Annotated in this window: 25 protein-coding genes and 1 pseudogene; 14 read left to right on the top strand and 12 right to left on the bottom strand. The window is 63.5% G+C overall.

Translation table 11 applies throughout. From position 1 onward, the window contains the following. Positions 1–5 precede the first annotated feature (5 nt). Both dapB and RB2654_RS23900 read left to right on the top strand, forming a co-directional pair. A complete protein-coding gene (dapB, locus tag RB2654_RS15230) occupies positions 6–779 on the top strand; it encodes a 4-hydroxy-tetrahydrodipicolinate reductase (protein ID WP_202795875.1) in 774 nt (257 codons plus the stop codon). Between the two features lie 111 nt (positions 780–890). Then, positions 891–977, top strand: a pseudogene (locus RB2654_RS23900) (chemotaxis protein MotB); the annotation flags it as partial. 238 nt (positions 978–1215) lie between these two features. Here the strand turns inward: RB2654_RS23900 and RB2654_RS15225 are convergent. Together RB2654_RS15225 and RB2654_RS15220 are read right to left on the bottom strand one after the other, a co-directional pair. Continuing rightward, positions 1216–1569 carry a flagellar protein FlgN gene (locus RB2654_RS15225; protein WP_008333464.1) on the bottom strand — a complete coding sequence of 118 codons (354 nt, stop codon included), beginning with the start codon at positions 1567–1569 and terminating at the stop codon, positions 1216–1218. After that, positions 1556–1849 carry a rod-binding protein gene (locus tag RB2654_RS15220; protein WP_008333462.1) on the bottom strand — a complete coding sequence of 98 codons (294 nt, stop codon included), beginning with the start codon at positions 1847–1849 and terminating at the stop codon, positions 1556–1558. The genes RB2654_RS15225 and RB2654_RS15220 overlap by 14 nt, the downstream gene beginning before the upstream one ends. A gap of 116 nt (positions 1850–1965) precedes the next feature. Here RB2654_RS15220 and RB2654_RS22940 point away from each other — a divergent pair, with 116 nt between their 5' ends. The 5 genes from RB2654_RS22940 (at position 1966) to rlmN (ending at position 7188) form a co-directional block, all read left to right on the top strand. Next, positions 1966–3486 (top strand): flagellar hook-length control protein FliK, encoded by a 1521-nt coding sequence (locus tag RB2654_RS22940; protein WP_083783411.1) that lies wholly within the window; start codon positions 1966–1968, stop codon positions 3484–3486. A gap of 19 nt (positions 3487–3505) precedes the next feature. Next, positions 3506–4189: a flagellar hook capping FlgD N-terminal domain-containing protein gene (locus tag RB2654_RS15210; RefSeq protein ID WP_008333459.1), complete on the top strand. Its 684-nt coding sequence runs from the start codon at positions 3506–3508 to the stop codon at positions 4187–4189. Between the two features lie 60 nt (positions 4190–4249). Then, positions 4250–5128 (top strand): phosphoserine phosphatase SerB, encoded by an 879-nt coding sequence (serB, locus tag RB2654_RS15205; protein ID WP_008333456.1) that lies wholly within the window; start codon positions 4250–4252, stop codon positions 5126–5128. 239 nt (positions 5129–5367) lie between these two features. Continuing rightward, positions 5368–5892, top strand: a complete 525-nt coding sequence (locus RB2654_RS15200; RefSeq protein ID WP_008333454.1) for an invasion associated locus B family protein — start codon at positions 5368–5370, stop codon at positions 5890–5892. A 111-nt stretch (positions 5893–6003) separates the two neighbouring features. Beyond that, entirely contained in the window at positions 6004–7188 is a 1185-nt protein-coding gene (gene rlmN / locus RB2654_RS15195) for a dual-specificity RNA methyltransferase RlmN (protein ID WP_008333451.1), read from the top strand. 155 nt (positions 7189–7343) lie between these two features. On the opposite strand, the gene RB2654_RS15190 is transcribed toward rlmN, so the two are convergent. Beyond that, the gene (locus tag RB2654_RS15190; protein ID WP_008333448.1) at positions 7344–8351 is read right to left on the bottom strand and encodes a hypothetical protein; all 1008 of its coding nucleotides are present in this window, start codon (positions 8349–8351) and stop codon (positions 7344–7346) included. 40 nt (positions 8352–8391) lie between these two features. Then, entirely contained in the window at positions 8392–8862 is a 471-nt protein-coding gene (gene greA, locus RB2654_RS15185; RefSeq protein ID WP_008333447.1) for a transcription elongation factor GreA, read from the bottom strand. Between the two features lie 224 nt (positions 8863–9086). Here greA and RB2654_RS15180 point away from each other — a divergent pair, with 224 nt between their 5' ends. The 3 genes from RB2654_RS15180 (at position 9087) to RB2654_RS15170 (ending at position 13391) form a co-directional block, all read left to right on the top strand. Continuing rightward, a complete protein-coding gene (locus RB2654_RS15180) occupies positions 9087–10739 on the top strand; it encodes an electron transfer flavoprotein-ubiquinone oxidoreductase (RefSeq protein ID WP_008333445.1) in 1653 nt (550 codons plus the stop codon). 98 nt (positions 10740–10837) lie between these two features. After that, positions 10838–12574: a tetratricopeptide repeat protein gene (locus RB2654_RS15175; protein WP_008333443.1), complete on the top strand. Its 1737-nt coding sequence runs from the start codon at positions 10838–10840 to the stop codon at positions 12572–12574. Further along, positions 12564–13391 carry a 4-(cytidine 5'-diphospho)-2-C-methyl-D-erythritol kinase gene (locus RB2654_RS15170; protein WP_040885749.1) on the top strand — a complete coding sequence of 276 codons (828 nt, stop codon included), beginning with the start codon at positions 12564–12566 and terminating at the stop codon, positions 13389–13391. Before RB2654_RS15175 ends, RB2654_RS15170 begins: the two co-directional genes overlap by 11 nt. On the opposite strand, the gene RB2654_RS15165 is transcribed toward RB2654_RS15170, so the two are convergent. After that, complete coding sequence (locus RB2654_RS15165; protein ID WP_008333438.1) at positions 13384–14124, bottom strand: alpha/beta fold hydrolase; 741 nt, start codon at positions 14122–14124, stop codon at positions 13384–13386. The two genes, RB2654_RS15170 and RB2654_RS15165, sit on opposite strands and share 8 nt — an antisense overlap. Position 14125: 1 nt before the next feature. Next, positions 14126–15163 carry a polyprenyl synthetase family protein gene (locus RB2654_RS15160; protein ID WP_083783408.1) on the bottom strand — a complete coding sequence of 346 codons (1038 nt, stop codon included), beginning with the start codon at positions 15161–15163 and terminating at the stop codon, positions 14126–14128. 29 nt (positions 15164–15192) lie between these two features. Here RB2654_RS15160 and RB2654_RS15155 point away from each other — a divergent pair, with 29 nt between their 5' ends. The 3 genes from RB2654_RS15155 to RB2654_RS22935 all read left to right on the top strand — a co-directional run bounded on the left by RB2654_RS15155 (position 15193) and on the right by RB2654_RS22935 (position 16494). Next, positions 15193–15411 carry a putative signal transducing protein gene (locus RB2654_RS15155; RefSeq protein WP_008333434.1) on the top strand — a complete coding sequence of 73 codons (219 nt, stop codon included), beginning with the start codon at positions 15193–15195 and terminating at the stop codon, positions 15409–15411. A gap of 2 nt (positions 15412–15413) precedes the next feature. Next, entirely contained in the window at positions 15414–16175 is a 762-nt protein-coding gene (locus tag RB2654_RS15150) for a tRNA1(Val) (adenine(37)-N6)-methyltransferase (protein WP_008333428.1), read from the top strand. A 151-nt stretch (positions 16176–16326) separates the two neighbouring features. Further along, on the top strand, positions 16327–16494 hold the full coding sequence (locus tag RB2654_RS22935; protein ID WP_008333427.1) for a YdcH family protein: 168 nt from the start codon (positions 16327–16329) through the stop codon (positions 16492–16494). Positions 16495–16503: 9 nt separating this feature from the next. Here the strand turns inward: RB2654_RS22935 and yddG are convergent, their stop codons facing one another. The 5 genes from yddG to RB2654_RS15125 form a co-directional block, all read right to left on the bottom strand. After that, positions 16504–17373 carry an aromatic amino acid exporter YddG gene (yddG, locus tag RB2654_RS15145; RefSeq protein WP_040885748.1) on the bottom strand — a complete coding sequence of 290 codons (870 nt, stop codon included), beginning with the start codon at positions 17371–17373 and terminating at the stop codon, positions 16504–16506. Between the two features lie 67 nt (positions 17374–17440). Then, complete coding sequence (gene phbB, locus RB2654_RS15140) at positions 17441–18163, bottom strand: acetoacetyl-CoA reductase (RefSeq protein WP_008333425.1); 723 nt, start codon at positions 18161–18163, stop codon at positions 17441–17443. A 74-nt stretch (positions 18164–18237) separates the two neighbouring features. Beyond that, positions 18238–19071 carry a patatin-like phospholipase family protein gene (locus tag RB2654_RS15135; RefSeq protein ID WP_008333424.1) on the bottom strand — a complete coding sequence of 278 codons (834 nt, stop codon included), beginning with the start codon at positions 19069–19071 and terminating at the stop codon, positions 18238–18240. Between the two features lie 45 nt (positions 19072–19116). Beyond that, positions 19117–20292, bottom strand: a complete 1176-nt coding sequence (locus tag RB2654_RS15130; protein ID WP_040885060.1) for an acetyl-CoA C-acetyltransferase — start codon at positions 20290–20292, stop codon at positions 19117–19119. Between the two features lie 151 nt (positions 20293–20443). Next, a complete protein-coding gene (locus RB2654_RS15125) occupies positions 20444–21280 on the bottom strand; it encodes an EAL domain-containing protein (RefSeq protein WP_008333422.1) in 837 nt (278 codons plus the stop codon). Positions 21281–21364: 84 nt separating this feature from the next. Between RB2654_RS15125 and RB2654_RS15120 the strand changes: the two genes are divergently transcribed. Then, positions 21365–21919 carry a DNA-3-methyladenine glycosylase I gene (locus tag RB2654_RS15120; RefSeq protein ID WP_008333421.1) on the top strand — a complete coding sequence of 185 codons (555 nt, stop codon included), beginning with the start codon at positions 21365–21367 and terminating at the stop codon, positions 21917–21919. A gap of 19 nt (positions 21920–21938) precedes the next feature. Here RB2654_RS15120 and RB2654_RS15115 read toward each other — a convergent pair whose 3' ends face one another. After that, the gene (locus tag RB2654_RS15115; RefSeq protein WP_008333419.1) at positions 21939–22967 is read right to left on the bottom strand and encodes an NAD(P)/FAD-dependent oxidoreductase; all 1029 of its coding nucleotides are present in this window, start codon (positions 22965–22967) and stop codon (positions 21939–21941) included. Positions 22968–23010: the final 43 nt, after the last annotated feature.

Raw genomic sequence — 23010 nt, 5'->3', positions numbered from 1 at the left:
ACCAAGTGCAACGCATCTGCATGGCCGGCGCGACCGGCCTGAGCGGCGGAACCATCGCGGCGGCCTTTGCCGCAGACCCCCGCTTTGACCTGACCGCCTGCGTCGCGCGGTCCAGCGCGGGTGAGCAGGTGCAGGGCGCCCCTTGTTTCGCCACGGTGGCCGAGGCGCTGACAGAGGCCGAGTTCGACGTGCTCGTGGACTATACCCAAGCCGACGCTGTGTTCGCGCACACGATGCAGGCGATCGACGCCGGACGGCGCGTGGTGATCGGCACCTCCGGCCTCACGGCGGCGGACTACGCCAAGATCGACGACGCGGCACGCGCGGCCCGGCTCGGTGTCGTCGCGTCCGGCAATTTCGCCCTGACGGCCGCACTGATGACCCGGTTTTCGTTGATGGCGGCGGAATACCTCGACTGGTTCGAGATCATCGACTACTCGCGTCCGAAAAAGACCGACGCCCCGACCGGTACGGCCCGCGAACTGGCCGAGCGCATGGGGGACATCAAGAAACCGGCCTTCGAGGTCGATCCCGCGACGGTCAAGGGCGAGCCGGGATTGCGCGGCGGCTCTGTCAACGGCGTTCAGGTCCATTCGATCCGGATGCCGAGCTATTCGGCGACCGTCACCAGCACCTTCGCGGCGGGTAATTCGCGCCTGACGATCACGCACGATGCCGATAGCCACTCGGCCGACATCCTCGTGCCGGGCACATTGTTGGCCGCGCAGAAGGTGATGGGGATCACCGGGCTGCTGCGGGGCTTGGACAACCTGCTCTGACACAGGCCGTTAACCCTGAAGCAAGAAATGTCCCTGCCGGGGCATCCGTAAACCGCAGCTTAACTGGCGAGACCTACACCTGACCTCGGGTGAATAGAGAGGTGTGGTGGGATGAGTGCGCAAGCCAATGCGCCCATCATCAAGAAGGTCAAAAAGGTCAGTGGCGAAGGACACCACGGTGGGGCGTGGAAGGTCGCCATTTTCAGTTCCTTCAGTCGTTCGGCGCAGATTTCACGCCGGGTTAGAGGTCCGCCCGCTCAGGGCAGGTTCCAGAGCCATTCTGACCTCTGCGGACGCCGGTCTCCGTTTCGGTTTCCGGTCCGCGCCACCCCCTCAGGATGCGCGAGCAACCTGAAGCCGGAGTGCTAAAAGAACAGTGAACGTGTGAAATGCGATTGCGTCGGATTTTAGGCGAAAGCGCGGAACTTGCGGGGCGTCAGGCCCGCTTGTTGAAGTCCGTCGGGCGATTTCCCATGCGTGCGCGGTGCCCTTCCCGATCGTATGTCGAATGCTGCCCCCCCGCCGCGCGCAGCGCGATCAGCTTCTCCTGAACGGCCTTGAAACCTCGGGCCGACGCGGCCAGCAGTTCATTGTTCCGATCGGCTTTTTTCCGCAGGTTTTCAAGCCGTTCACGCCGGAACCGATTGCGCCCGATCCGCGACAAGAGGCGTTCTTTCTCGGGCGCGAGACGCCGAACGCCCTCGATATCGCCTTTCAGGATCAGCGCCTTTTCGCGGTCCAGCAAGGTATCCAGAGCGGCGAGAGTGCCCGATCCATCAAACAGCCCCATCGGCACGCTCCTTCATGGCTTCGAAGAGGGTTTCGGCCAGACCGATTCCCCCGGCCTCGACCATCGCCCTCGCCTGTTCCAGACGCAGGAACGACGCGAATTGTTCCTCACCCGGCCCACCGCCGAACGTCTCGGAAAGCTCGCCAAGTCCTGCCGATTTCAGCATTTCCGACAGAAATGTCGCCTCCAACTCCTTCGCGGCCTCGCGCAGTTTGTCGTCCGCAGAAACGGGCGCGGGCTGAAAAGGTGGTCGCGGTGAGACTGGCAAGACCGGGTTCATCGTCGGTTCCGTCGAATTGTGGGCATTTCGGCAAAGGATGACGGCAACCGGTAAAGATTCGGTAATTTCTGTGGGGGAGTATCGCGCCACTCGGAGACAGAATTCCCGGAGCGACGATGGACGTCACCAATATCGCCTTCATGGCGCCCAAACAGGGACGCGCTGACCATGCGCCCGAAACCGGAGCCCCGAAAGGCACCGCGTTCGACGACGCGTTTCAAGCCGCGCAAGGCCCCAAGGCCGGAGGTGAGGACACACGGCAGGGCCACGCCAAGTCAGCTGAGGCAGAGCCGACGCTGGAAGAGAGTGAAGGCAGTTATGCAGCAGCGCCGGACATGGCGAGCACGACCGATGCGAACCGCAAACCCGCCACGTCGCCGCATTTAGGGTTCGCGATGGTTTCGGAACACGCGAGAATTCAAGGACTTGCTGCGAAGCCCGAACCGGCGGACGCCACGGTGTCACTCATCCCGGCAGAGCCAGTTCAGGCAACGCGGGCATTGTCTGGGCCTTCTGTGCATCTGACGACCCCGGTCGACAACAAGGAATCGCCGGCCACCGTGCCCACCGGGAACCCTGTTTCCAACACGTCGACGGCTTCGGAGGCGTCCGACCGCAGGCCGGCACCAGCATTACTACGGGACACCTCCGCCCTCGTCGCGCCGAGCCCGGTCGTCGCCGAAAACGACGCTCAGCCCGCGGTAAATACGATCGCCACACCGCCAGGACAGGAGGGGTTCGCAGCTGCAGCAACTCCCGCAGCAACAGCCCCATCTTCCGTTCCGGGCCATCGCCCTGAGCCAACTACGATCCCGACGGGCGGGGCGACCGATACTGAGAACGCCGCCGCGGATTCGTCGGAAAAGATCGCGGGGAACCCTCAGACGGGAGAGCCCAAAGCGACACAAAGCGGCAGCCCAACGCAAGGTGTCTTGTCCACGCAACGCCCAGACCTGATTAGCCAAGACGCGACCGAAGGCGAGCGTGCGGAGATACCGTCAGACCCGATCGACCCCAAACAAACCACGGAAGCCGCGGCCCCAGAGGCCCCGTCCACGCAACGCTCGCCCGCCGTTCAAACCACGCCGCCTCCCGCAATGCCCGCGATGGCCGAGACAATGGGCGCCCCTGTCGACGTCACGTCCGACCCGATCATCGCGGAGGTGTCGGGAACCGAACACGCGCGTTCGGAGACTGGGCGGAGCGCGGGGCCGGAACTACAGATCTTCAACCGCCCGGAAACGCCACGCCTCGTCGCCCAGCAGGTGGCGGATGTGATCCGCGCCTCGCGTGATGGAACGCTCGAGGTCACCCTGCGGCCCGAAGAACTCGGTCGCCTCAACCTGTCTTTCAACGGCGACGGCAACACGCTTTCGGTGTCTTTGTCCGCCGATCGCCCGGAAACACTCGATCTTATCAAACGCAATCTCGCGCTTCTCGAGCAGGACCTGCGCGATCTCGGCTACGACAGTCTGAATTTCGCCTTCGACGACGGCGAAGGGCGGGATGGTCAATCCGACGAGTCACGAGATCCGGCAACGCCTGCCGGACAAGGCCCCGCATCGGAGGACGCGCAGCCCCCGAACGCCAACCTGTCGGCGCACGCCGCACGGGGCGGCGTCGACCTTCGTCTTTGACAGCCTGAAAGGACATAGAATGGAGCTTTCGCAGACCTCGACGACCGTCTCGTATGGTGCATCCGCCGCGTCCGGCGCTGCCTCTGAAGACCCCAAATCCAAATCGGCCATCTCGTCGGACTTCGAGACGTTTCTGAAAATGCTCACTGTCCAGATGGAGAACCAAGACCCGCTCAATCCGATCGAAAGCTCGGACTACGCCGTGCAACTGGCCACGTTCTCTGGCGTCGAGCAGCAGGTCCAGACCAATGATCTGCTCAAGGCGTTGCAGACCCAGCTTGGCGTCATGTCAATGTCCGACCTGGCCGGATGGGTCGGGATGGAAGCACGGGCGGGCGTGTCGGCGCAGTTCGATATGGAGCCGATCACGGTGATACCGCACCCGCCGACCGGCGCGACGCAGACCTTCATGGTCGTCAAGAACGCGGCCGGCTCAATCGTGGACCGGGTCGAGTTTTCGCCAAGCGACACCTCGGTCCAGTGGGCCGGGCTTGACGACAACGGGTCGCTGTTCCCGCCCGGCGAATACAGCTTCACCCTGCAAAGCTACAACACGCGGGGTCTGATGTCGGAGGAACCGATGTCGGTCTACTCCGAAGTCGTCGAAGCCAAGGTCGTTTCGGGCCAGACGATCCTGATCCTCGAAACCGGCGACGAAATTCCGGCGGCCGAGGTCGAGGCGCTGCGCCAACCGCAAGGCTAGAACGGGCTGGCACATCGTGGCCTGCCACGGTAATCGGACCCCGATCAAACGGAGGCTCCGATGTTCACCACCACGCTTCTGACCGCGCCCGGAAAAGCCGCCCTCGACCCGTCGCTGGTCGAAGCCTTGCGGGGCGCGTGGGGCGGGACAACCGCGCGCTGGCTCGCCCCTGACGAAGCGGCGGAATTCGACATGCCGTCGGTCCCCGATACGCGCTGGTCTTCGTGGGACGAACTTCAGGCGTTGGGGGTCGATCTCATCGTCCAGCCCACAGAAGGCCGGCGCAAGAAAATGCTGCTCGCCGACATGGACAGCACCATGATCCAGCAGGAATGCATCGACGAACTCGCGGACGAAGCGGGCGTTGGGCCGCGCGTGGCCGACATCACCGCCCGCGCCATGAACGGCGAGTTGGATTTCGAAGGGGCACTGCGCGAGCGTGTCGGTCTTCTCAAGGATCTGCCCGCGACGGTCATCGACAAGGTTCAGGCCGAGCGCATCACATTCATGCCCGGCGGTGCCGAACTCGTCGCCACGATGCGCGCGAACGGAGGTTATGCCGCGCTCGTCTCCGGCGGTTTCAACGCGTTCACAGCCAAGGTCGCGGCGGAGCTGGGTTTTGACGAGAACCGCGCGAACACGCTCGACATTCGGGACGGGAAACTGACCGGTCAGGTGGTCGACCCCATCCTCGGACGGGCCGCCAAGGTCGCGGCCCTCGAAGAGATTTCGGCGCGCCTTGGGCTGGAACATGCCGATGTCATCGCCGTGGGCGACGGGGCCAACGACTTGGGGATGCTCGAGCTTGCCGGATCGGGGGTCGCCCTCCACGCCAAACCATCTGTCGCCGCCCAATGCGACATCAGGGTGAATCACGGTGACCTCACCGCGCTGCTGTATTTGCAGGGCTACGCGAAGTCGGACTTCCGAAGGGCCTGATCCGACCCGCCGGATCGGCGTCGCCAACGATTCGCAACCGGGCCGGTGCCGCACGCGGTTCACATCCCTGCCATCCCAAGGATAACGCGCGGTTTTCCGCCAACAGGTCTTTCAAAAACCGGCAAAAACCCGTTAAGGTAACGCCATTAGGTTGAAAAGGGTGCCCGCGCCGTGAAACACCCCAAAGAGGGATGGAGCAAAGGGCCCGAGAGGCAGAGCAGCTGGAGGCTGTGTTAGACATGACATCACGCATCGCACGGGGTCTGTGCATCGCCGCGCTGTCGCTGACTGCGACCGGCGCCGCCGTGGCACAGGAAAGCACGAACCGGGTCGCCGCCAACACCGACTGGAGCGTCTTCGTCGAAGGCGATCCGCAGGAGTGCTGGAGCGTTTCGAAACCCAAGCAGACGGTCAACACCAAGGATGGCCGGTCGGTCGCGGTGCGCCGGGGCGACATCCTGCTTTTCGTCTCTTACCGGTCCGGCAACGGCACCGGTGAGGTAAGCTTCACGGGGGGCTACCCCTTTGCCGATGGGTCGACCGTCACCCTGTCGATCGGCGAGACCGAGTTTCAGCTGTTCACGGATGGTGAATGGGCCTGGTCGGCCAGCCCCGAGGACGACACCAAGATCGTGAACGCGATGAAGGGTGGCGCCAATGCCGTTCTCGTCGGCAACTCGTCGCGCGGCACCCGGACCGAGGATACCTTCTCGCTCATGGGTTTCACCGCCGCGGTCGAAGATGCGGGCAAACGCTGCGAATAACCCGGCGCAGAGCCAGAACAGACACGCCCCGGCAGGATGTCCGGGGCGTTTTCTTTTGAATTCATGGTATGATCGCCTATATGAGGCGCAATTCCATCAGGAGCGCGACACATGACGGCCTCGGCCCCGATCACGCAAGACGTAATGACCATCCCCCGCAAGGAGGATGCGACTCTCGGCAAGCCCAACCTTGTCGGGCTGACCCGTGACGGGCTGCGCGACGCGCTGATCGCCGCCGGCACGCCCGAGAAACAGGCCAAGATGCGCGTGGGTCAGGTCTGGCAGTGGATCTACCAGAAGGGCGTGCGCGATTTCGCGGACATGACCAACCTGTCGAAGGACTACCGCGCGCTTCTCGACCAGCACTTCGAAATCCGGGTGCCCGAACTGGTGTCGAAGCAGGTTTCGACCGATGGCACGCGTAAGTACCTTGTCCGCATCGCGGGCGGGCACGAGGTCGAGGTGGTTTATATCCCCGAAGAGGATCGCGGCACGCTCTGCGTGTCGTCGCAGGTCGGTTGCACGCTGACCTGTTCGTTCTGCCACACCGGCACGCAAAAGCTGGTCCGCAATTTGACGGCTGGCGAAATCGTCGGTCAGATCATGATGGCGCGCGACGATCTTGAAGATTGGGTGCCGGCGGGCAAAGGCATGGGTGAACGCCCGCGCCTCGTCTCGAACATCGTGCTGATGGGCATGGGCGAACCGCTGTACAACTTCGACGCCGTTCGCGACGCGATGAAGATCGCGATGGATGGCGAAGGCATTTCCCTGTCGCGCCGCCGGATCACCCTGTCCACGTCAGGCGTCGTGCCCGAGATTGCGCGCGCCGGGGCCGAGATCGGCTGCATGCTCGCCATCAGCTTTCACGCCACGGATGACGAGACGCGCGACAAGCTTGTGCCGATCAACAAGAAGTGGAACATCGAAAAGCTGCTCGCGGCGCTCAAGGAATATCCGAAGCTGTCCAACTCCGAACGGATCACGTTTGAATACGTGATGCTCGACGGGGTGAACGACAGTGACGAGGATGCGCGGCGGCTTATCAAACTGATCGAGGGCATTCCGGCCAAGATCAACCTGATCCCGTTCAACGAATGGCCCGGCGCACCTTACAAACGGTCGTCCAACAACCGCATCCGGGCCTTCGCGAACATCATCTATCAGGCGGGCTATGCGTCGCCCATCCGCACGCCGCGAGGGGAGGACATCATGGCCGCCTGCGGTCAGCTTAAGTCCGAGACCGAGCGGGCGCGAAAATCAAAGGCCGAGATCGCGCGGGAAGCCGGGCTCTAGTCCCGGTTTTTCGAATCTTCCTGAACTCGCGCTACGCGCCGAAGTCGCACAACCTATTGTTTAACAATAACCTTTTTCAATGCGAAGCAGGCAGGATACTAGGATTCTAGTATCCTGAATCCGCCGGAAAACCACGCACGCGGCATGGCAATTCTTTAGGTAAATGTGCCGGTCACACGCCCGAGCAACATGAAAGCGCGCGCTGTGCGCGTGTCCGACAGCCGGGCGATGTCCTCATCCGTCGCGGTTTCCTCGAACTCCAGAAACACGTCGTCGAAACGGCGCAGGAAGTGATGTGCCGCGTCCCGAAACACCGGGTCGCTTTTCATCCGGCCTGCCGTGAGCGCCAAGGACGACCGATCCCGGATGCCCCCCAGCGCCGCCACTTCTCGGCCCCGATGCCCCTGCGCGAACCGGCGCCAGATCTCCGGGCGTGCGCGATCCGGGCGCAGGTCGTCCATGTATATCCCGTCTTGGCTCAGCAACGTGAGCACGTCTTGCGCCGCCGTCACCAGCCCCGCGACCTTTCTGTCCTTCAACGCCCGCCGCAGGGCGGCGAACCCCGCTTCATCCTCGGCGTTCTCCGGGAAATGCAGCGCCTTTATCATGTCGTCCCGCTCAAGCGGCGGGGCCGTGTCGGCGGCCTGAGGTTCCAACGCGAGCGACGGTTGCTCTTCGACGACCGGCTGCGCATGGGGTCGCGGGATTTCGGCCTCGGCCCGCACCAGATTGCGCGTCGTGGAGAAGGTGGTAAGCGCCTGTTCCGTCTGTTTCTGCGCCTGCTCGAGCCGCGCGATCTTGGCTTCGACCTCGGGGTTTCGCTCGGCATGATGCGCGTGCGATTGGGTCAGGTAGCTGTGACGCATGGCGTCGATGGTCGACTGTAGCCGCACCGTCTCTTCGCGCATGATCCGAGCCGACCGCGCGGCGGAGGCGGCCAGCCAGATGACCGCCACGGGCAGGAACACGGCGAGCAGAGTCATGATGAAGCCACCGGCACCGCCCGCGGAAAAGTCGTTCCCCATCAACAGGAAATAGATCGCGGCGCCAACGAGCCAGAGGCAGCACAACGCCGCCGCCAGAAGTTCCGACGGCGCGATTCCACGCCTCGCCCGGCGTCCGAAGATGCCCATGCCCAGCGCCTCTTCGTTTTGCTGCGCCATCGCGCCCCCGGCAGGTTCCGTTATAGGGTCCGTCACAGGGTCAGATATACTCGATCTCGAGGATTTCGTAAGACTTCTCGCCACCCGGTGTGCGAACTTCCACCGAGTCGCCCTCTTCCTTGCCGATCAGGGCGCGGGCCAGCGGCGACTTGATGTTCAGCTTGCCCTTTTCAAGATCGGCCTCGGGTTCGCCCACGATCTGATAGGTCTTTTCCTCGTCCGTATCCTCGTCCACGAGTTTGACCGTGGCCGAAAACTTGATCGCGCCCGACAGCTTGGCCGGGTCGATGACTTCCGCCAGACCAATGATGCTTTCCAGCTCTTTCACGCGGCCTTCGATGAAGCTCTGCTTCTCGCGCGCGGCGTGGTATTCGGCGTTTTCCGACAGGTCGCCATGTTCGCGCGCCTCGGAAATGGCGGCGATGACGGCGGGGCGTTCCACCGATTTCAGCTTCTTCAATTCGTCGTTCAGCGCGGTATAGCCCGCGCGGGTCAGCAAGATCTTTTCCATGAGTGCCTTGTCGTCGTCTTCTTCGGGTCTCACATGATGCACGACGGACAGCGCCGCCAGTGCCCAAAGGCTTGCTCAACACAAAAGCAATCGGGCTTGATTTGCAACGGCATAGTTGGAGCCGATGGGATGCCGCAACGCGGCGAATGACGCCGTGTCGCGATTGACCGGCCTTTGGCATACCGTTACCAAGGCGCAACTTTATTTCGTGGAGGGAGCCTTTTATGGCCGAAATCGAACGCGAAGCCATGGAAGTCGATGTGGTCATCGTCGGGGCCGGGCCTGCCGGCCTGTCCGCAGCCATTCGACTGAAACAGCTGGACGAGGACCTTATGGTCGTCGTGCTCGAAAAAGGCTCGGAAGTGGGCGCGCATATCCTGTCGGGGGCCGTTCTGGACCCGTCCGGTCTGGACGCGCTTATCCCGGACTGGAAGGAAAAGGGCGCGCCGCTGAACGTCCCGGTGAAGAAGGATAACTTCTACATCTTCGGCGAAGGCGGGCAGATGAAGATCCCGAACTTCCTGATGCCGCCCCTGATGAACAACCACGGCAACTACATCGTCTCGATGGGCAACGTCTGCCGCTGGATGGCGGAACAGGCCGAGGCGCTGGGTGTCGAGGTCTATCCCGGCATGGCCGCGTCCGAGCTGGTCTATGACGACAACGGCGCGGTCAAAGGCGTGGTCGCGGGCGAGTTCGGCAAAAACCCGGACGGCACACCCGGCGAAGGCTATGAGCCGGGGATGGAGCTTCTGGCGAAATACACCATCATCTCCGAAGGCGTGCGCGGGTCGCTCGCCAAGGAGCTGATCGCGAAAAACGACCTCGCCAAGGATTCCGACGAGCCGAAATTCGGCATCGGGATGAAGGAAATCTGGGAGGTGAACCCCGAGAACCACAACGAGGGCGAAGTCACGCACTCGCTCGGCTGGCCGCTCGGGTTCAAGAACGGCGGTGGTTCGTTCCTGTATCACATCGACAACAATCAGGTGTACGTCGGCTACATCGTCGACCTGAACTACAAGAACCCCTACCTCTCGCCCTATCAGGAATTCCAGCGCTTCAAGCACCATCCGCGTGTGAAGCAGGTGCTCGAAGGCGGCAAGCGCGTGGCCTATGGCGCGCGGGCCGTGACCAAGGGCGGGTTTCAGTCGATCCCCGACACCGCGTTCCCCGGTGGCGTGATTGCGGGCTGCTCGGCAGGCCTTGTGAACCTGCCGCGCATCAAGGGTAACCACAACGCGATGCATTCGGGCCGTCAGGCCGCCGAAGCCGCCTATGAGGCGATCAAGGCGGGCCGTTCCGGCGACACGCTGTCCGAATACGACGCCGCGCTGAAATCCGGCCCGGTGGGCAAAGACCTCAAGCGCGTGCGCAACGTCGCGCCCCTTAATGCCCGCTTCGGCCCTGCCGGCGGCATGGCGCTGGGTGGCTTCGACATGTGGTTCCAGACCCTCTTCGGTGGCTTCTCGCTGTTCGGCACGCTCAAGCACGGCAAGAACGATGCGCAGGCGACCGAGAAGGCGGACAAGCACAAACCCATCGACTATCCCAAGCCCGATGGCGTTCTATCCTTCGACAGGCTGACCAACGTGTCGTTCTCGAACACGAACCACGAAGAAAGCCAGCCCTGCCACTTGAAACTGAAGGACCCGTCGATCCCGATCGACGTGAACCTGCCCCAGTTCGCGGAACCGGCGCAGCGGTATTGCCCGGCGGGTGTGTATGAGGTGGTCGAGGGCGACAACGGACCCAAGTTCCAGATCAACTTCCAGAACTGCGTCCACTGCAAGACCTGCGACATCAAGGATCCGTCCCAGAACATCAACTGGACGGTGCCTCAGGGCGGCGACGGGCCGAATTATCCCAATATGTAACCTTTGCGTGGGTGGGCGGCCATTTGCGGCCCACCCGCATTGAACCCGCTCGGGCGCGACGTTAGGTTTCTCCATGTCCATCTGAGGAGAGGTGCCCCTTGCCCCGACTGTTCCAAACGGCCCGCACGCTTGGTGTCGCGTCGTTTCTCGCCCTCACCGCTTTGCCGATCTCGGCTCAGTCGACCGACGGTTTCACCGGGGCGTATCTCGCGGCGCGGTCCGCCGACGCGAATGCGGATTTCGAGGCTCTGGTCGAATACGGCACCCGTGCCCTTGCCGAACGTCCCGACAATGCCGGGATCATGGAGGGGCTGCTGGTCGCGCATCTCGGTCTCGGACAGATCGACCAAGCCGTGCCGGTGGCCCGGCGCCTCGTCGAGATGTCCGAGGGCAATGAACTTGGCCAGATCGTCCTTTTGGGGGACGCGATGGGGCGCGAGGATTGGGCTGCGGTCGAAGACACCATGAACGGCGGTTTTTCGGTCGGCGGCCTGATGGACCCGCTCATTCTGGCATGGACCGCCATCGGCGATGGCCGCATGTCCCGCGCGCTCGAAGTTTTCGAGGAATTGTCGCAGGACGACGTCGCGAAACAGGTCTCGGCCTTCCAGAAAGCGCAGGCCCTTGCCTATGTCGGTGACTACGAAGGTGCGGCCGCGATCCTGTCCGGCGAGGCGGGCGTCGAGCTTGCCCTGAACCGCTCGGGCGTCATCGCCTATGCGCAGATCCTGAGCCAGTTGGAACGCAACAACGACGCCATCGCCCTGCTCGACGCGCAATTGCCGAACACCGGCGACGAAGAAATCGCGATGCTGCGTGCCGAACTGGAAAGCGGCGCAACGGTCGAATTCGACTCGGTAAAATCGCCCAAGGACGGGCTTTCAGCCCTGTTTTACAACGTGGCGGAAGTGCTCGCCAATGATGCGAGCCCCAGCCTCGTCCTGATCTACGCCCGGCTGTCGCAATTCCTCGACCCCGAGAACGTGAGTGCCACGCTGCTCTGTGCCGCGGTGTTCGAGGACATGCAGAACCACGAACTCGCCGTGCAGACCTACGACCAGATCGCCCCGGACAGCCGCGCCTATGTTCAGGCCATGATGGGCAAGGCAAGCGCGTTGCGCCGTTCGGATCAGGCCGAAGCCGGCATCGAAACGCTGACGACACTGGCGGATCGCTATCCCGATCTCGCCCCCGTGCATGTCGCGCTCGGCGATGCCTATCGCTACGAAGAAGCCTGGCCCGAGGCGATTGCGGCCTATGACCGCGCGATTTCGCTTTATCCCGAGGAAGTGGCGGCGCAATGGGCGGTCTATTTCGCACGAGGCATTGTGAACGAACGCGGTGGCCGGTGGGAGGACGCCGAGCGCGATTTCCGAAAGGCGCTGGAACTTGAGCCCGACCAGCCTTCGGTTCTCAATTACCTCGGTTACTCGCTCGTGGAAAAGCGCGAGAACCTCGACGAAGCGCTCGGCATGATCGAGAAGGCCGTCGATCAGCGCCCGAACGAAGGTTACATCGTCGACAGTCTCGGCTGGGTCTATTACCGGCTGGGCCGTTACGACGAAGCCGTGCCGCAGATGGAAAAAGCCGTTTCGCTGATGCCGGTGGACCCGGTCGTGAACGATCACCTCGGCGACGTCTATTGGGCCGTAGGCCGCACCCGCGAGGCGGAGTTCCAGTGGAGCCGCGCACTTAGCTTCATCACCGATGAGACCAACCTCGAAGAGGTCAAACCCGACCGCATCCGCCGCAAGCTTGAGGTCGGTCTGGACAAGGTGCTGGAAGAGGAAGGCGGCGATCCCATCCTTCGGCAGGAGAGCGCGGCTGCTAACTAAGGTTTTCGCACCGGCCAAGGTGAACCTGACGCTGCATGTGACCGGGCAGCGCAAGGACGGCTACCACCTGCTCGACAGCCTCGTGGCCTTCGCCGACGTGGGGGACCGTGTGTCCGTCATGGCGGCGGACAAACTGTCGCTCGACGTGACCGGCCCGATGTCAGACGGTGTGCCGGCCGACGCGACGAACCTTGTCTGGCGGGCAGCGGAGCTGTTCGATCAGCCGGTCGCCATCACGTTGTCCAAGCATCTGCCCGCTGCATCCGGGATCGGCGGCGGGTCGTCGGACGCCGCCGCCACTTTGCTGGCGATGTCCGACCTGACCGGCGAACGCACGTTGCCCGAGGGGGCGGCACAGCTTGGCGCCGACGTGCGTGTCTGCCTGACGCGGCAAGCCGCACGGATGTCCGGGATCGGGGAAATCGTCGAGCCGGTCGGCCCGCTGCCACAGCTTCATGCGGTTCTGGCCAACCCCCGCGTCGAAGTCCCGACACCCGCCGTCTTCAAGGCCCTTGCGAGCAAGACAAACGCCCCGATGCCGCGCAAACTGCCGAAGTGGCAGGGCACCAAGCAGCTTATCGACTGGCTCGCGGCCCAGCGCAACGATCTGGAAGATCCCGCGATGCAGGTCGCCCCGGTGATCGTCGATGTGCTCGCGGCCCTCACCACGCTGCCGGATGCACGTCTTGCGCGTATGTCCGGGTCCGGTGCGACCTGTTTTGCGCTTTTCGCCAGCCGGGAAGCCGCGAACGCCGCCGCAGCCACGCTGGCGGAGGTGCACCCGGATTGGTGGGTGGTCCCCGCCACGCTTACCTGATGTCGAGCAGAACCTTGCTTGCCGTTCCGTAGTGACCGAGGCCCGGATGTTCGATCATCTCGGGTTCGGTCCCAAGGGATTTGGCGAGCGCCTTTACCATGGCAGGCGGCACCCAGGAGTCCGCCGCGCCCATGTGGATCGTGACGGGCACCGTCACCCGGCCCGGCACATCGGACCAGTCCTCGACATAGGCCGCAAGCTCGTCGCGATAGGCCGCGCGGGCGTTCAACAATGCCGACCGCCACGCGGCGATCAGTCCATCCATGATATCGGGATCGACCAGCAGGGCCTTGTCATGCACAGGCGCGCCACGAAACAGGCTTTCCAGAAACGACTGCGGCATCAACCGGATCGCACTTGCCTGCCCATAGACGAATCCTTTGAACGGGAAGCCGCCGCGCTGCGCCGCCTCGAAAACGGGACGCCCGGCCATATCCGACAGAAAGTCGCCGAATTGAAGCGGACCAGCCGGCCCGATCAGCACCAACTCCCGCACGAGGTCTGGATGCGCCGCCGCCAGCCTAAGCGCCGACATGGCCCCAAGTGAAAACGCGACGATGCGGTGCGGGGCACCGGCCTGCAACCTGTCCGCCACCGCCTCGAGCCGCGCAGGGTAGCCGTCACCCGCGACGCCCATCCGGTCGATCGCCGTCAACGGTGAGCCCGGCCCAAGCGCGTCAAGCTCGGCAGGCCCGCCGGGCAAGCCGTGGAAATAGACGCCAGCTTCGCTCATGTCAGTTCAGGCGCGCGACCACATAGTCCGCGATGTCGCTCAGCATGTCGCGGATCGGGTCTTCCGGCAAAGCGTCGAGACAGGCCTTGGCGCGGGCGGCCCAGTCCAGTGCAGCGGCCCGCGTGTCATCCAGCGCGCCATGGGCCGTCATGATCTCCAACGCCCGTTCCAGATCGCCGTCCCGCTGGTCGTTCTTCTCGAGCGTCCGCTTCCAGAATGCGCGCTCCTCATCGTCGCCGCGCGCGATCGCCTTGATGATCGGCAGGGTCAGCTTCCGTTCGCGGAAATCGTCGCCGATGTTCTTGCCCGTCGCGTCGCCGCCCCAGAAGTCGAGCAGATCGTCGACCACCTGAAAGGCGATGCCCAGCGCGTCGCCGTAGTCGTGCAGCGCCTTGATGCGGTCCTCGGACACGCCCGCAAGAATGCCCCCCACCTCGGTCGCGGCCGCGAACAGGGCAGCCGTCTTGCCGCGCACCACCTTGAAATAGGTGTCTTCGGTCGTGCCCAGATCCTGCGCCGCGGTCAGTTGCAGCACCTCGCCCTCGGTGATGGTGGCCGACGCGTTGGACAGAACCTGAAGCACCCGAAGCGAATCCGCCTCGGTCATCAGCTGGAACGAGCGTGCGAACAGGTAGTCGCCCACCAGCACGCTCGACTTGTTGTCCCACAGAAGGTTCGCGGTCGGGCGCCCGCGCCGCTGACCGCTTTCGTCCACCACGTCGTCATGCAGGAGCGTCGCGGTATGGATGAACTCGACCGCCGTGGCGAGGTGAATGTGATGCCCGCCCTCGTAGCCGCAGAGCCGCGCCGAGGCGAGGGTCAGCATCGGGCGCAGACGCTTGCCGCCTGCATCCACCAGATGTGCCGTCACTTCGGGGATGCGGGGGGCATGCTCCGACGCCATACGGGCGCGAATCATCTCGTCCACCTGCGACAAGTCGTCTTTCAGATGGGCCGCGAGCCGTTCGTGGGGTTTGTGCGCTTTTTGGTCCAGCACGTGATGTCTCTCTTCATGCCGCCCGGACGATGGCCTCGACATCCGGTCGATTTCAGTCCTAAGTCCCATATATGAAAGAGCTTCTTCGCACGACAGACCCGACCATCATCGCCTTTGCGAGCGCCCTTTTATCGGGCGAAGGTATACCTGCCTTTCCGATGGACGTCCATATGAGCACCCTCGAGGGATCAATAGGTATTTTACCTCGTCGCCTTATGGTTCGGGCCGATGATTACGTCCGCGCGCGCCGCGTGCTGACCGAGAACGGTATTGAGCTCGAGGAGGAATGAGTATGGGGTTTGCCCGCCAACTTGTGACCGAGGACAAGTTCCTCGGCGGACAGCTCGTTCTGATGCAACCACGCGACGGTTACCGCGCGGGCGTCGACCCTGTCTTTCTGGCCGCCTCCGTGGCCGCGCATGATGGTGAGAGCGTGCTCGATCTGGGCTGCGGCGCCGGGGCTGCCGGGCTTTGCCTGGCGACGAGGGTGCCGGGCATCCGCCTTGTCGGGGTTGAGCGGCAGGCGGACTATGCCGACCTCGCGCGAAAGAATTCCTTCGACAACGACATCGACATGGACGTGGTGGAAGCCGATATTTCGGACCTGCCCTCGGAGGTGAAAGAGGAAAGCTACGATCACGTCATCATGAACCCGCCCTATCATCTGCGGGAACGCTCCACGACCTCGGACGATGCCGGACGGGCCGCCGCGCTGTTCGAGGATACGCCGCTCGCCACATGGATCGATGTCGGCACACGGCGCCTGAAGCAGCGTGGATACATGACGATCATCCAGAAAGCCGAAAGACTGCCGGAGATTCTGCGGGGTTTCGACGACCGCATGGGAAGTATTCTGGTCAAGCCGCTGCTTCCCCGCGAAGGGCGCGCGGCGGTTCTCATCCTCGTTCAGGCCCGCAAAGGCGGACGGGGTGAATTTCGACTGGCCTCCCCGCTCATATTGCATGACGGGGCCGAGCATGTGGGCGACTCGGAATCCTATCGACGTGAGGTGTCGGCAATCCTGCGGGACGGCGCCGCGCTTCCCCTCTGGTAGTGATCCTTCAATCGCATTGATATTTTCTGACGCATTAGAACCTGAATCCTTGGCATTTGTTTGCCAAGACGCCGAGTTTTGAAACGATTTCGTGACAGACTCGCGGTTCTATGCTCCAATTTAGGTCTACATAACCAAATAGGAGGACCCCATGGATTTGAGTGCGCGCTTGAAGGAACTCCGCCGGAAACACGAGGCGCTGGCCGTGCAAGTCGAAGCCGCGCAGCGCAGCCCGAGCACCCCGGACACCGAAATCAGCTCCTTGAAGAAGCAGAAACTCATGCTGAAGGACGAGATCGAGCGTCTCGCCACCACCTGAGCCTCACACTCACCGCGCAGGCGAACGACCTGCGCGGGCCGCAAGAAACGCACCGAACGTAATCAGAGCTGCCGCAAGGATCAGCACAGGGCTGGCTTGCGCGACCCCGAATGCGATCAGGACGAAGGTCGACAGCAAGGGAGCTGCATAACTTGCGGTGCCCAGCAGTTGGATGTTTCCGCGCTTGACCCCCACGTCCCACGTGTAAAAGGCCAGCCCGACCGGACCAAGGCCCAAGGCAACGACCGAAACCCAGCCGATGCCGGTCTCGGGCCATGTCGTCGTTTCCACGACAAGATGCGCAACCGCCGACAACACCGCCGTCGCCACGCAGTAAATGGCGACCGTATCCGTCGGCATCGCGCCCAGACGCCGTGACAGGACCGAATAACTGGACCATGTCAGCGCGCAGAGCACCGCGAAGATGTAGCCCGGCAGCGCCTCGGCACTGAACCCGCCACTGCCCCGCGACAGCAGAAGTGCCGCCCCCGCGAAACTGACGAGCGCGCCCACGATATGCCCCGACCGCAGGCGTTCGCCGGGCAACAGACCAGAGAACAGGACGATCAGAAGCGGCCAGAGATAGGCGATCAGCCCGGCCTCGGCGGCGGGTGCAAGCCTGAGCGCGCTGAAATAGAAGAAGTGATAACCGAACAGACCCGCCGTCCCGAAGGCATAGACCGTCCACGGCACCGCCCGAAGCCGCGCCCACCCCCCGGTCGCGCTGACCCACACCAACCCGATCACCCCACCGATGGCGAAGCAGATCGCGTTCAACTGCAATGGCGGAACCGGCGCCGTGCCAACGGTGAACAGCGCCAGAAGCGCCCAGAGCAGCACGGCGGTAAAGCCGATCAAGGTGGCACGGGATTGCGTCATGCGCACCATCTGCCACGAAAAAACCGGCCCCGAAAGGCCGGTTTCCTCTCCTCCCAGAGAAGGCGCGTCAGACGAAGAACTGCGCGCCGTTCGCGGAAATGGTCGAGCCGTTGATGAACCCGGCGTCATCGGACGCAAGGAACGCCACGCAACGCGCGATTTCCTCCGGTTCGCCCAGCCGGCCAGCCGGGATTTGCGCGATGATCGATTCACGGACCTTTTCCGGCACCGCCATCACCATCTCGGTCGCGATATAGCCGGGGCAGATCGCATTGGCGGTGATGCCCGCGCGCGCACCTTCCTGTGCCAGCGATTTGACGATGCCGAGGTCGCCGGCCTTGGTGGCTGCGTAGTTCACCTGACCGAACTGGCCTTTCTGACCGTTGATCGACGAAATGACGATCACGCGCCCGAACTTGCGCTCGCGCATCCCCGGCCAGACCGGGTGAACGGTGTTGAACACGCCCGTCAGGTTGGTGTCGATCACCTGCTGCCACTGTTCCGGCGTCATCTTGTGAAACGGCGCGTCGCGGGTGATGCCGGCGTTCGCCACGACCACGTCGATCGGCCCGATCTCGGCCTCGACCTTTTCGATCCCGGCCTTCGATTCCTCATAGGAACCCACGTTCCATTTGTAGGTCTTGATGCCGGTCTCTTCGGTGAATTTCGCCGCGGCTTCGTCATTGCCCGCATAGGTCGCCGCGACGTCGAATCCCGCCGCCTTGAGACCCTTCGAAATGGCCTCGCCAATGCCGCGGGATCCCCCCGTCACAAGTGCCACTCTGCCCATAAGATGTCCTCCAATTGTCATTTCAGTCCGGTAACTCTGTTACTCAATACACCAAGATAGCGCAACAATATTACCTAGCCCTGTGCCAGAAACTTTTCGGCGTCGGCCTCGCCCAGCGCCCACGTATTCCGCAGTTTTTGCGGGTCGGTGAAGTCGATCTTGTCGGCAGGCGTTTCTTCGCTCGGCCAGACATAGACCCGCCCTTCGATGTCGGGCAGGCGTTCATAGGGCCGCGTCAGCAGCACCAGCGTCTCGCCCTCGTTCGGCTCCGGCATCGGCGCCTGATCCGCCATGCCGCCGTCCACCACGCGCTTGTCGTTCCAAAGTGGCGGCTCGAACACAGGCGGAATCACGGCCGCCGCATTCACGAGTTCGACCAGCTTCCCGTTTCGTGCCGCGTCGTTCGCGTCGACCAGTTCGGCGGTCAGCCCCATCTTTTCGGCCCAATTGAAATGGGGGGAATTGATCGTGTGCAATTCGGCCTCATAGGCCAAGGCCATTGCCGCACCGGTCATGGTTGGAAGCCCCGTCTCCGGTGGATGTCCGATCAGGATCTGAAACGCCGGGCCCGCGGCGATCTTTTTCGCGGCGCTCGCGTCGATGACCCGATCGACGACCGAACAGTAAAGCTCCTGATGTGGTGTGATGCCGTCCGCGTCGGCGGCGAACAGATCGAAGTTCGTATCGCGTTTCTCGAAGGCCGCGCACATCTCGTCCAGCAGCTTTCGCTCGTATCCGGCAAGCCAGGCCGCCCCCGCAAGGGCCCCACCGCTCACGCCGGTGACGCGTTCGGGCGTATAGTTCACTCCGGCCTCAGCCAGTCGCGTCATGAACCCGCCCTGCCAGAAACAGCGAAGGCCACCGCCGGAAAAGACGATCTGCGCAGGGTTATCGGGTCGCTTGGCCATGATATGAAAACGGGCCCCTCAGGGCCCGGTTCCAAGTCTACTCCGTCACGGACGTTCGAGACACATCGCAACGCCCATGCCGCCACCGATGCAAAGCGTGGCAAGGCCCTTTTTCGCGTCCCGCCGCTGCATCTCGAACAGCAGCGTGTTCAGGATGCGGGCGCCGGATGCGCCGATCGGGTGACCGATGGCGATGGCGCCGCCGTTCACGTTCACGATGGCCGGGTCCCAGTCCATGTCCTTGTTCACCGCGCAGGCTTGGGCGGCGAAGGCTTCGTTCGCTTCTACGAGATCGAGGTCCGATGCCTTCCACCCGGCCTTTTCCAGCGCCTTGCGCGACGCGTAGATCGGGCCGACGCCCATGATCGACGGGTCGAGACCGGCGGTCGCGTAGGAGGCGATGCGGGCGAGCGGCTGGATGCCGCGCTTCTCGGCATCGTCCGCCGACATGACCAGCACGCCAGCCGCACCGTCGTTGATGCCCGAGGCGTTGGCGGCGGTCACCGAGCCGTCCTTGGTGAAGGCCGGGCGCAGTTTCTGCATCGCGTCCATCGTCGCGCCGTGACGGATGTATTCGTCCTGATCGACGGTGATGTCGCCCTTGCGGGTCTTCACAACGAACGGAACGATCTCGTCCGCGAACTTGCCGGCCTTCTGGGCCGCCTCGGCCTTGTTCTGGGACGCCACGGCGAATTCGTCCTGCATGTCGCGGGTGATCTGCCACTGTTCGGCGACGTTTTCGGCGGTCTGACCCATGTGGTAGCCGTTGAAGGCATCCCACAGCCCGTCCTTGATCATCGAGTCGATGAACTTCATGTCGCCCATCTTGTGACCGGCACGCAGATGCGCGACGTGGGGGCTGAGGCTCATGTTTTCCTGCCCGCCCGCAGCGACGATATCGGCATCGCCGAGCTGAACGTGCTGGGCGGCCAGCGCGACGGCGCGAAGGCCCGAACCGCAGACTTGGTTGATGCTCCAAGCCGCGCTTTCTTTCGGCAGACCAGCGTTGATATGCGCCTGACGGGCCGGGTTCTGACCTTGGCCGCCGGTCAAAACCTGACCGAGAATCGTTTCGCTTACTTCGGACTTGTCGATCCCGGCACGCGCGACCAGCGCCTCCAGAACGACCGATCCGAGGTCGTGGGCAGGGGTGTTCGCAAACGAGCCATTGAAGCTGCCCACGGGTGTGCGTGCAGCCGAAGCGATTACGACATTCGTCATGGTATGTCCTCTCCAGGTCAGATCCGGCAGGGGCCGGTGCATGGGGTTCGCCGATGCAGATCGTGCAATCGCACGATTCTCCCCCGCATCCGCGTCGGTCGTACCATTATGCTGCACGGCAGAATGAATCAAGGTTGACAGTGACGCAGCGTCACGCGCGTTGGCGCTGTTCCAGCCCCTCGCCCTTCCACCACGGGCGTATGGTCGGCGCCCCGAAGAAGTAGCCTTGCAGGAAGTCGCAGCCGTTGTCGGCCATGAACTGCGCGTCCTCGAGTGTCTCGACGCATTCCGCCACCGTCATCATGTCGAAATGCCGCGCGAGCGACAGCATGGCCTGCGCGATCACCTGATTGTCCGGGTTGTCGGCAATGCCGCGAATGAACTCGCCGTCGATCTTGAGAATATCGAAGTAGAGGTCGCGCAGATAGCGGAACGCGGTATAGCCCGCACCGAAATCGTCCAGCGCGAACGAGATACCCTCGGCCTGCATCTCGGACATGAAGACCTGCACCAGATCGGGCATGACGATGGCGGTGCGTTCCGTGATTTCGAGGATCAGACGCTCGCCCAGCGTGGGATCACGCTCCAACCCCTGCCTGAGCACCGTCTTCCAACGCGGATAGCCGATGGACCGGGCCGACATGTTGATCGACAGCGTGAGCGAAGGCTCCTCCTCCAACGCGGCCAGACCGAGTTCGAGCGCGAGGGCATCGATGATGCGCCCCAGTTCCTGCTCTTCCACCACGTCGATGAAATCCTTGGCCGGGATGATCCGGCCCGTGTGGTCGAGAACGCGGATCAACCCCTCGTAAAACGCCACCGTATCGGCGGCCTGCGCACGCATCACGGGTTGAAAGGCGAGCATCACCTGTTTCGTCTGCACGGCCCGGCGCACCATGGCCATCGTATCGCGGTCCCGTTGCTGGATCGCGATGGTCAGCGGACTGGACAGGACGACATCCGGTTCGTCGGGGATTTCAAAGCGCATACCAACCTCAAACGCCAATGCATCGCCACCATTGCGCCAGACCTGCTAAGAAGCAGTAAAATTTCGGATTCGAGGTAAATCGCGATGGGTGAACGCTGTGGCTGGTGCGGGGACGACCCGCTTTATGTGGCCTACCACGACACGGAATGGGGCGTGCCGGAATACGACGGGCGCGCCTTGTGGGAAAAGCTCATCCTCGACGGGTTTCAGGCGGGGCTGAGTTGGATCACGATCCTGCGCAAGCGCGAGAACTTTCGCGCGGCCTTCGAGGGATTCGAACCCGAGGTCATCGCCTCTTGGGGAGAACCCGAAGTGTCGCAACTGTTAACCAACGAAGGCATCATTCGCCATCGCGGCAAAATCGAAGCGACCATCGGCAATGCGCAAGCCTATCTCGACATGGGCGGGACGCAGGCCTTTGCGGATCGGATGTGGGGCTATGTCGGCGGCGCGCCCTTGGTGAACGACTTCGCGTCCCTCGGCGAAGTGCCTGCCTCGACACCGCTATCGACGCAGATCTCGAAAGACCTCAAGAAAGCCGGGTTCCGTTTCTGCGGCCCGACCATCGTCTATGCGTGGATGCAGGCCTGCGGATTGGTGAATGACCATATCGTAGGATGCCCGGCGCGGCAGGTCTGAGGTTTCGGGCCAGAAAGGATCAAAAGCTGGCTTCGGGTCTGAACTCGGTGGGGATCGTGTCGCGACCGTCGAGGATCAGATCGGCCATGACCTGCCCCACCATCGGCGCGATGCCGAACCCGATCTTGAAGCCACCATTGGCGATGAAATGTCCCGGCTTGCCGGGCCATGTGCCCAGCATCGGCGCGCGGGTGCGGGCACGGGGGCGCAGCCCGGCCCAGCGTTCGAGAACCGGCGCATCGGCAAGCGCGGGCACGGCAGCGCGGGCGCGGACAATCACCGCGTCGAGCTGGTCATCGGTGGTATCCGCTGCGCCGAAGTCACGTTCGGAGGTGGAGCCGATCGCGGTCGTGCCGTTCGCATGGGGCACGATATGCACGGTGTCCGCAAAAATCTGCGGCAAGTCGCGGGCGTCGACATCGAGGAGCGCCGCCTGCCCTTTGACGGCCACCCCCACCATGCGCCCCCGTTCGGCGCTCAGGGCCTCAAGCCCGGCCGCTCCCGTCGCCCAGACCACCGCGCCCTCGTCCGACGCGTCCGACACGATGGAACCGCCCAGCGCCCGAACTGCGGCCGCGAGGGCGGCGCAGGCGTGACGGGGGAACATCCGCGCGGTCAATGTGTCGTGGATCAGCCTGCCCGTGGGTGAAAGGGGTGTCCAAGCACCGGTCGCCTCGACCACCTCCCACACATAGCGCCCCTCCCACAGCGCGCGCGCCGTCTCGGCCCGCGCTTCCGCCAAGGCAAGCGCATGATCGTCGGCAATCGGCTGGAGCCGTCCGGTGCGCGCGTAGGAAGACGGAACGCCGCCCACCTCTTCGACGGCGCGCCAGAACGCCTCGCCCATGTCCAGCGCGGCGAACTGGAATGCCTTTTTCGGGTTCCAGTTTTCCGGCACATGGGGGGCCAACGCCCCGACGATGCCGCCAGAGGCCCCGCCGCCGACGCCGTTGGGGTCGACCACGCGGACACGGGCGCCACGGGCCGCGCAGGCATAGGCGACGGACAGGCCGAAAGCGCCCGCCCCACGCACGGTCACGTCTACCATTGCCAAGCCAGAGGCCCTCCGTCATGGATCGTTTGGCAAACTG

Origin of the sequence: Maritimibacter alkaliphilus HTCC2654, assembly GCF_000152805.1 — a bacterium.
Lineage (GTDB): Bacteria > Pseudomonadota > Alphaproteobacteria > Rhodobacterales > Rhodobacteraceae > Maritimibacter > Maritimibacter alkaliphilus.
Note: the sequence above shows the minus strand (reverse complement) of the source record. Positions and strands in the feature narration are given on the sequence as shown.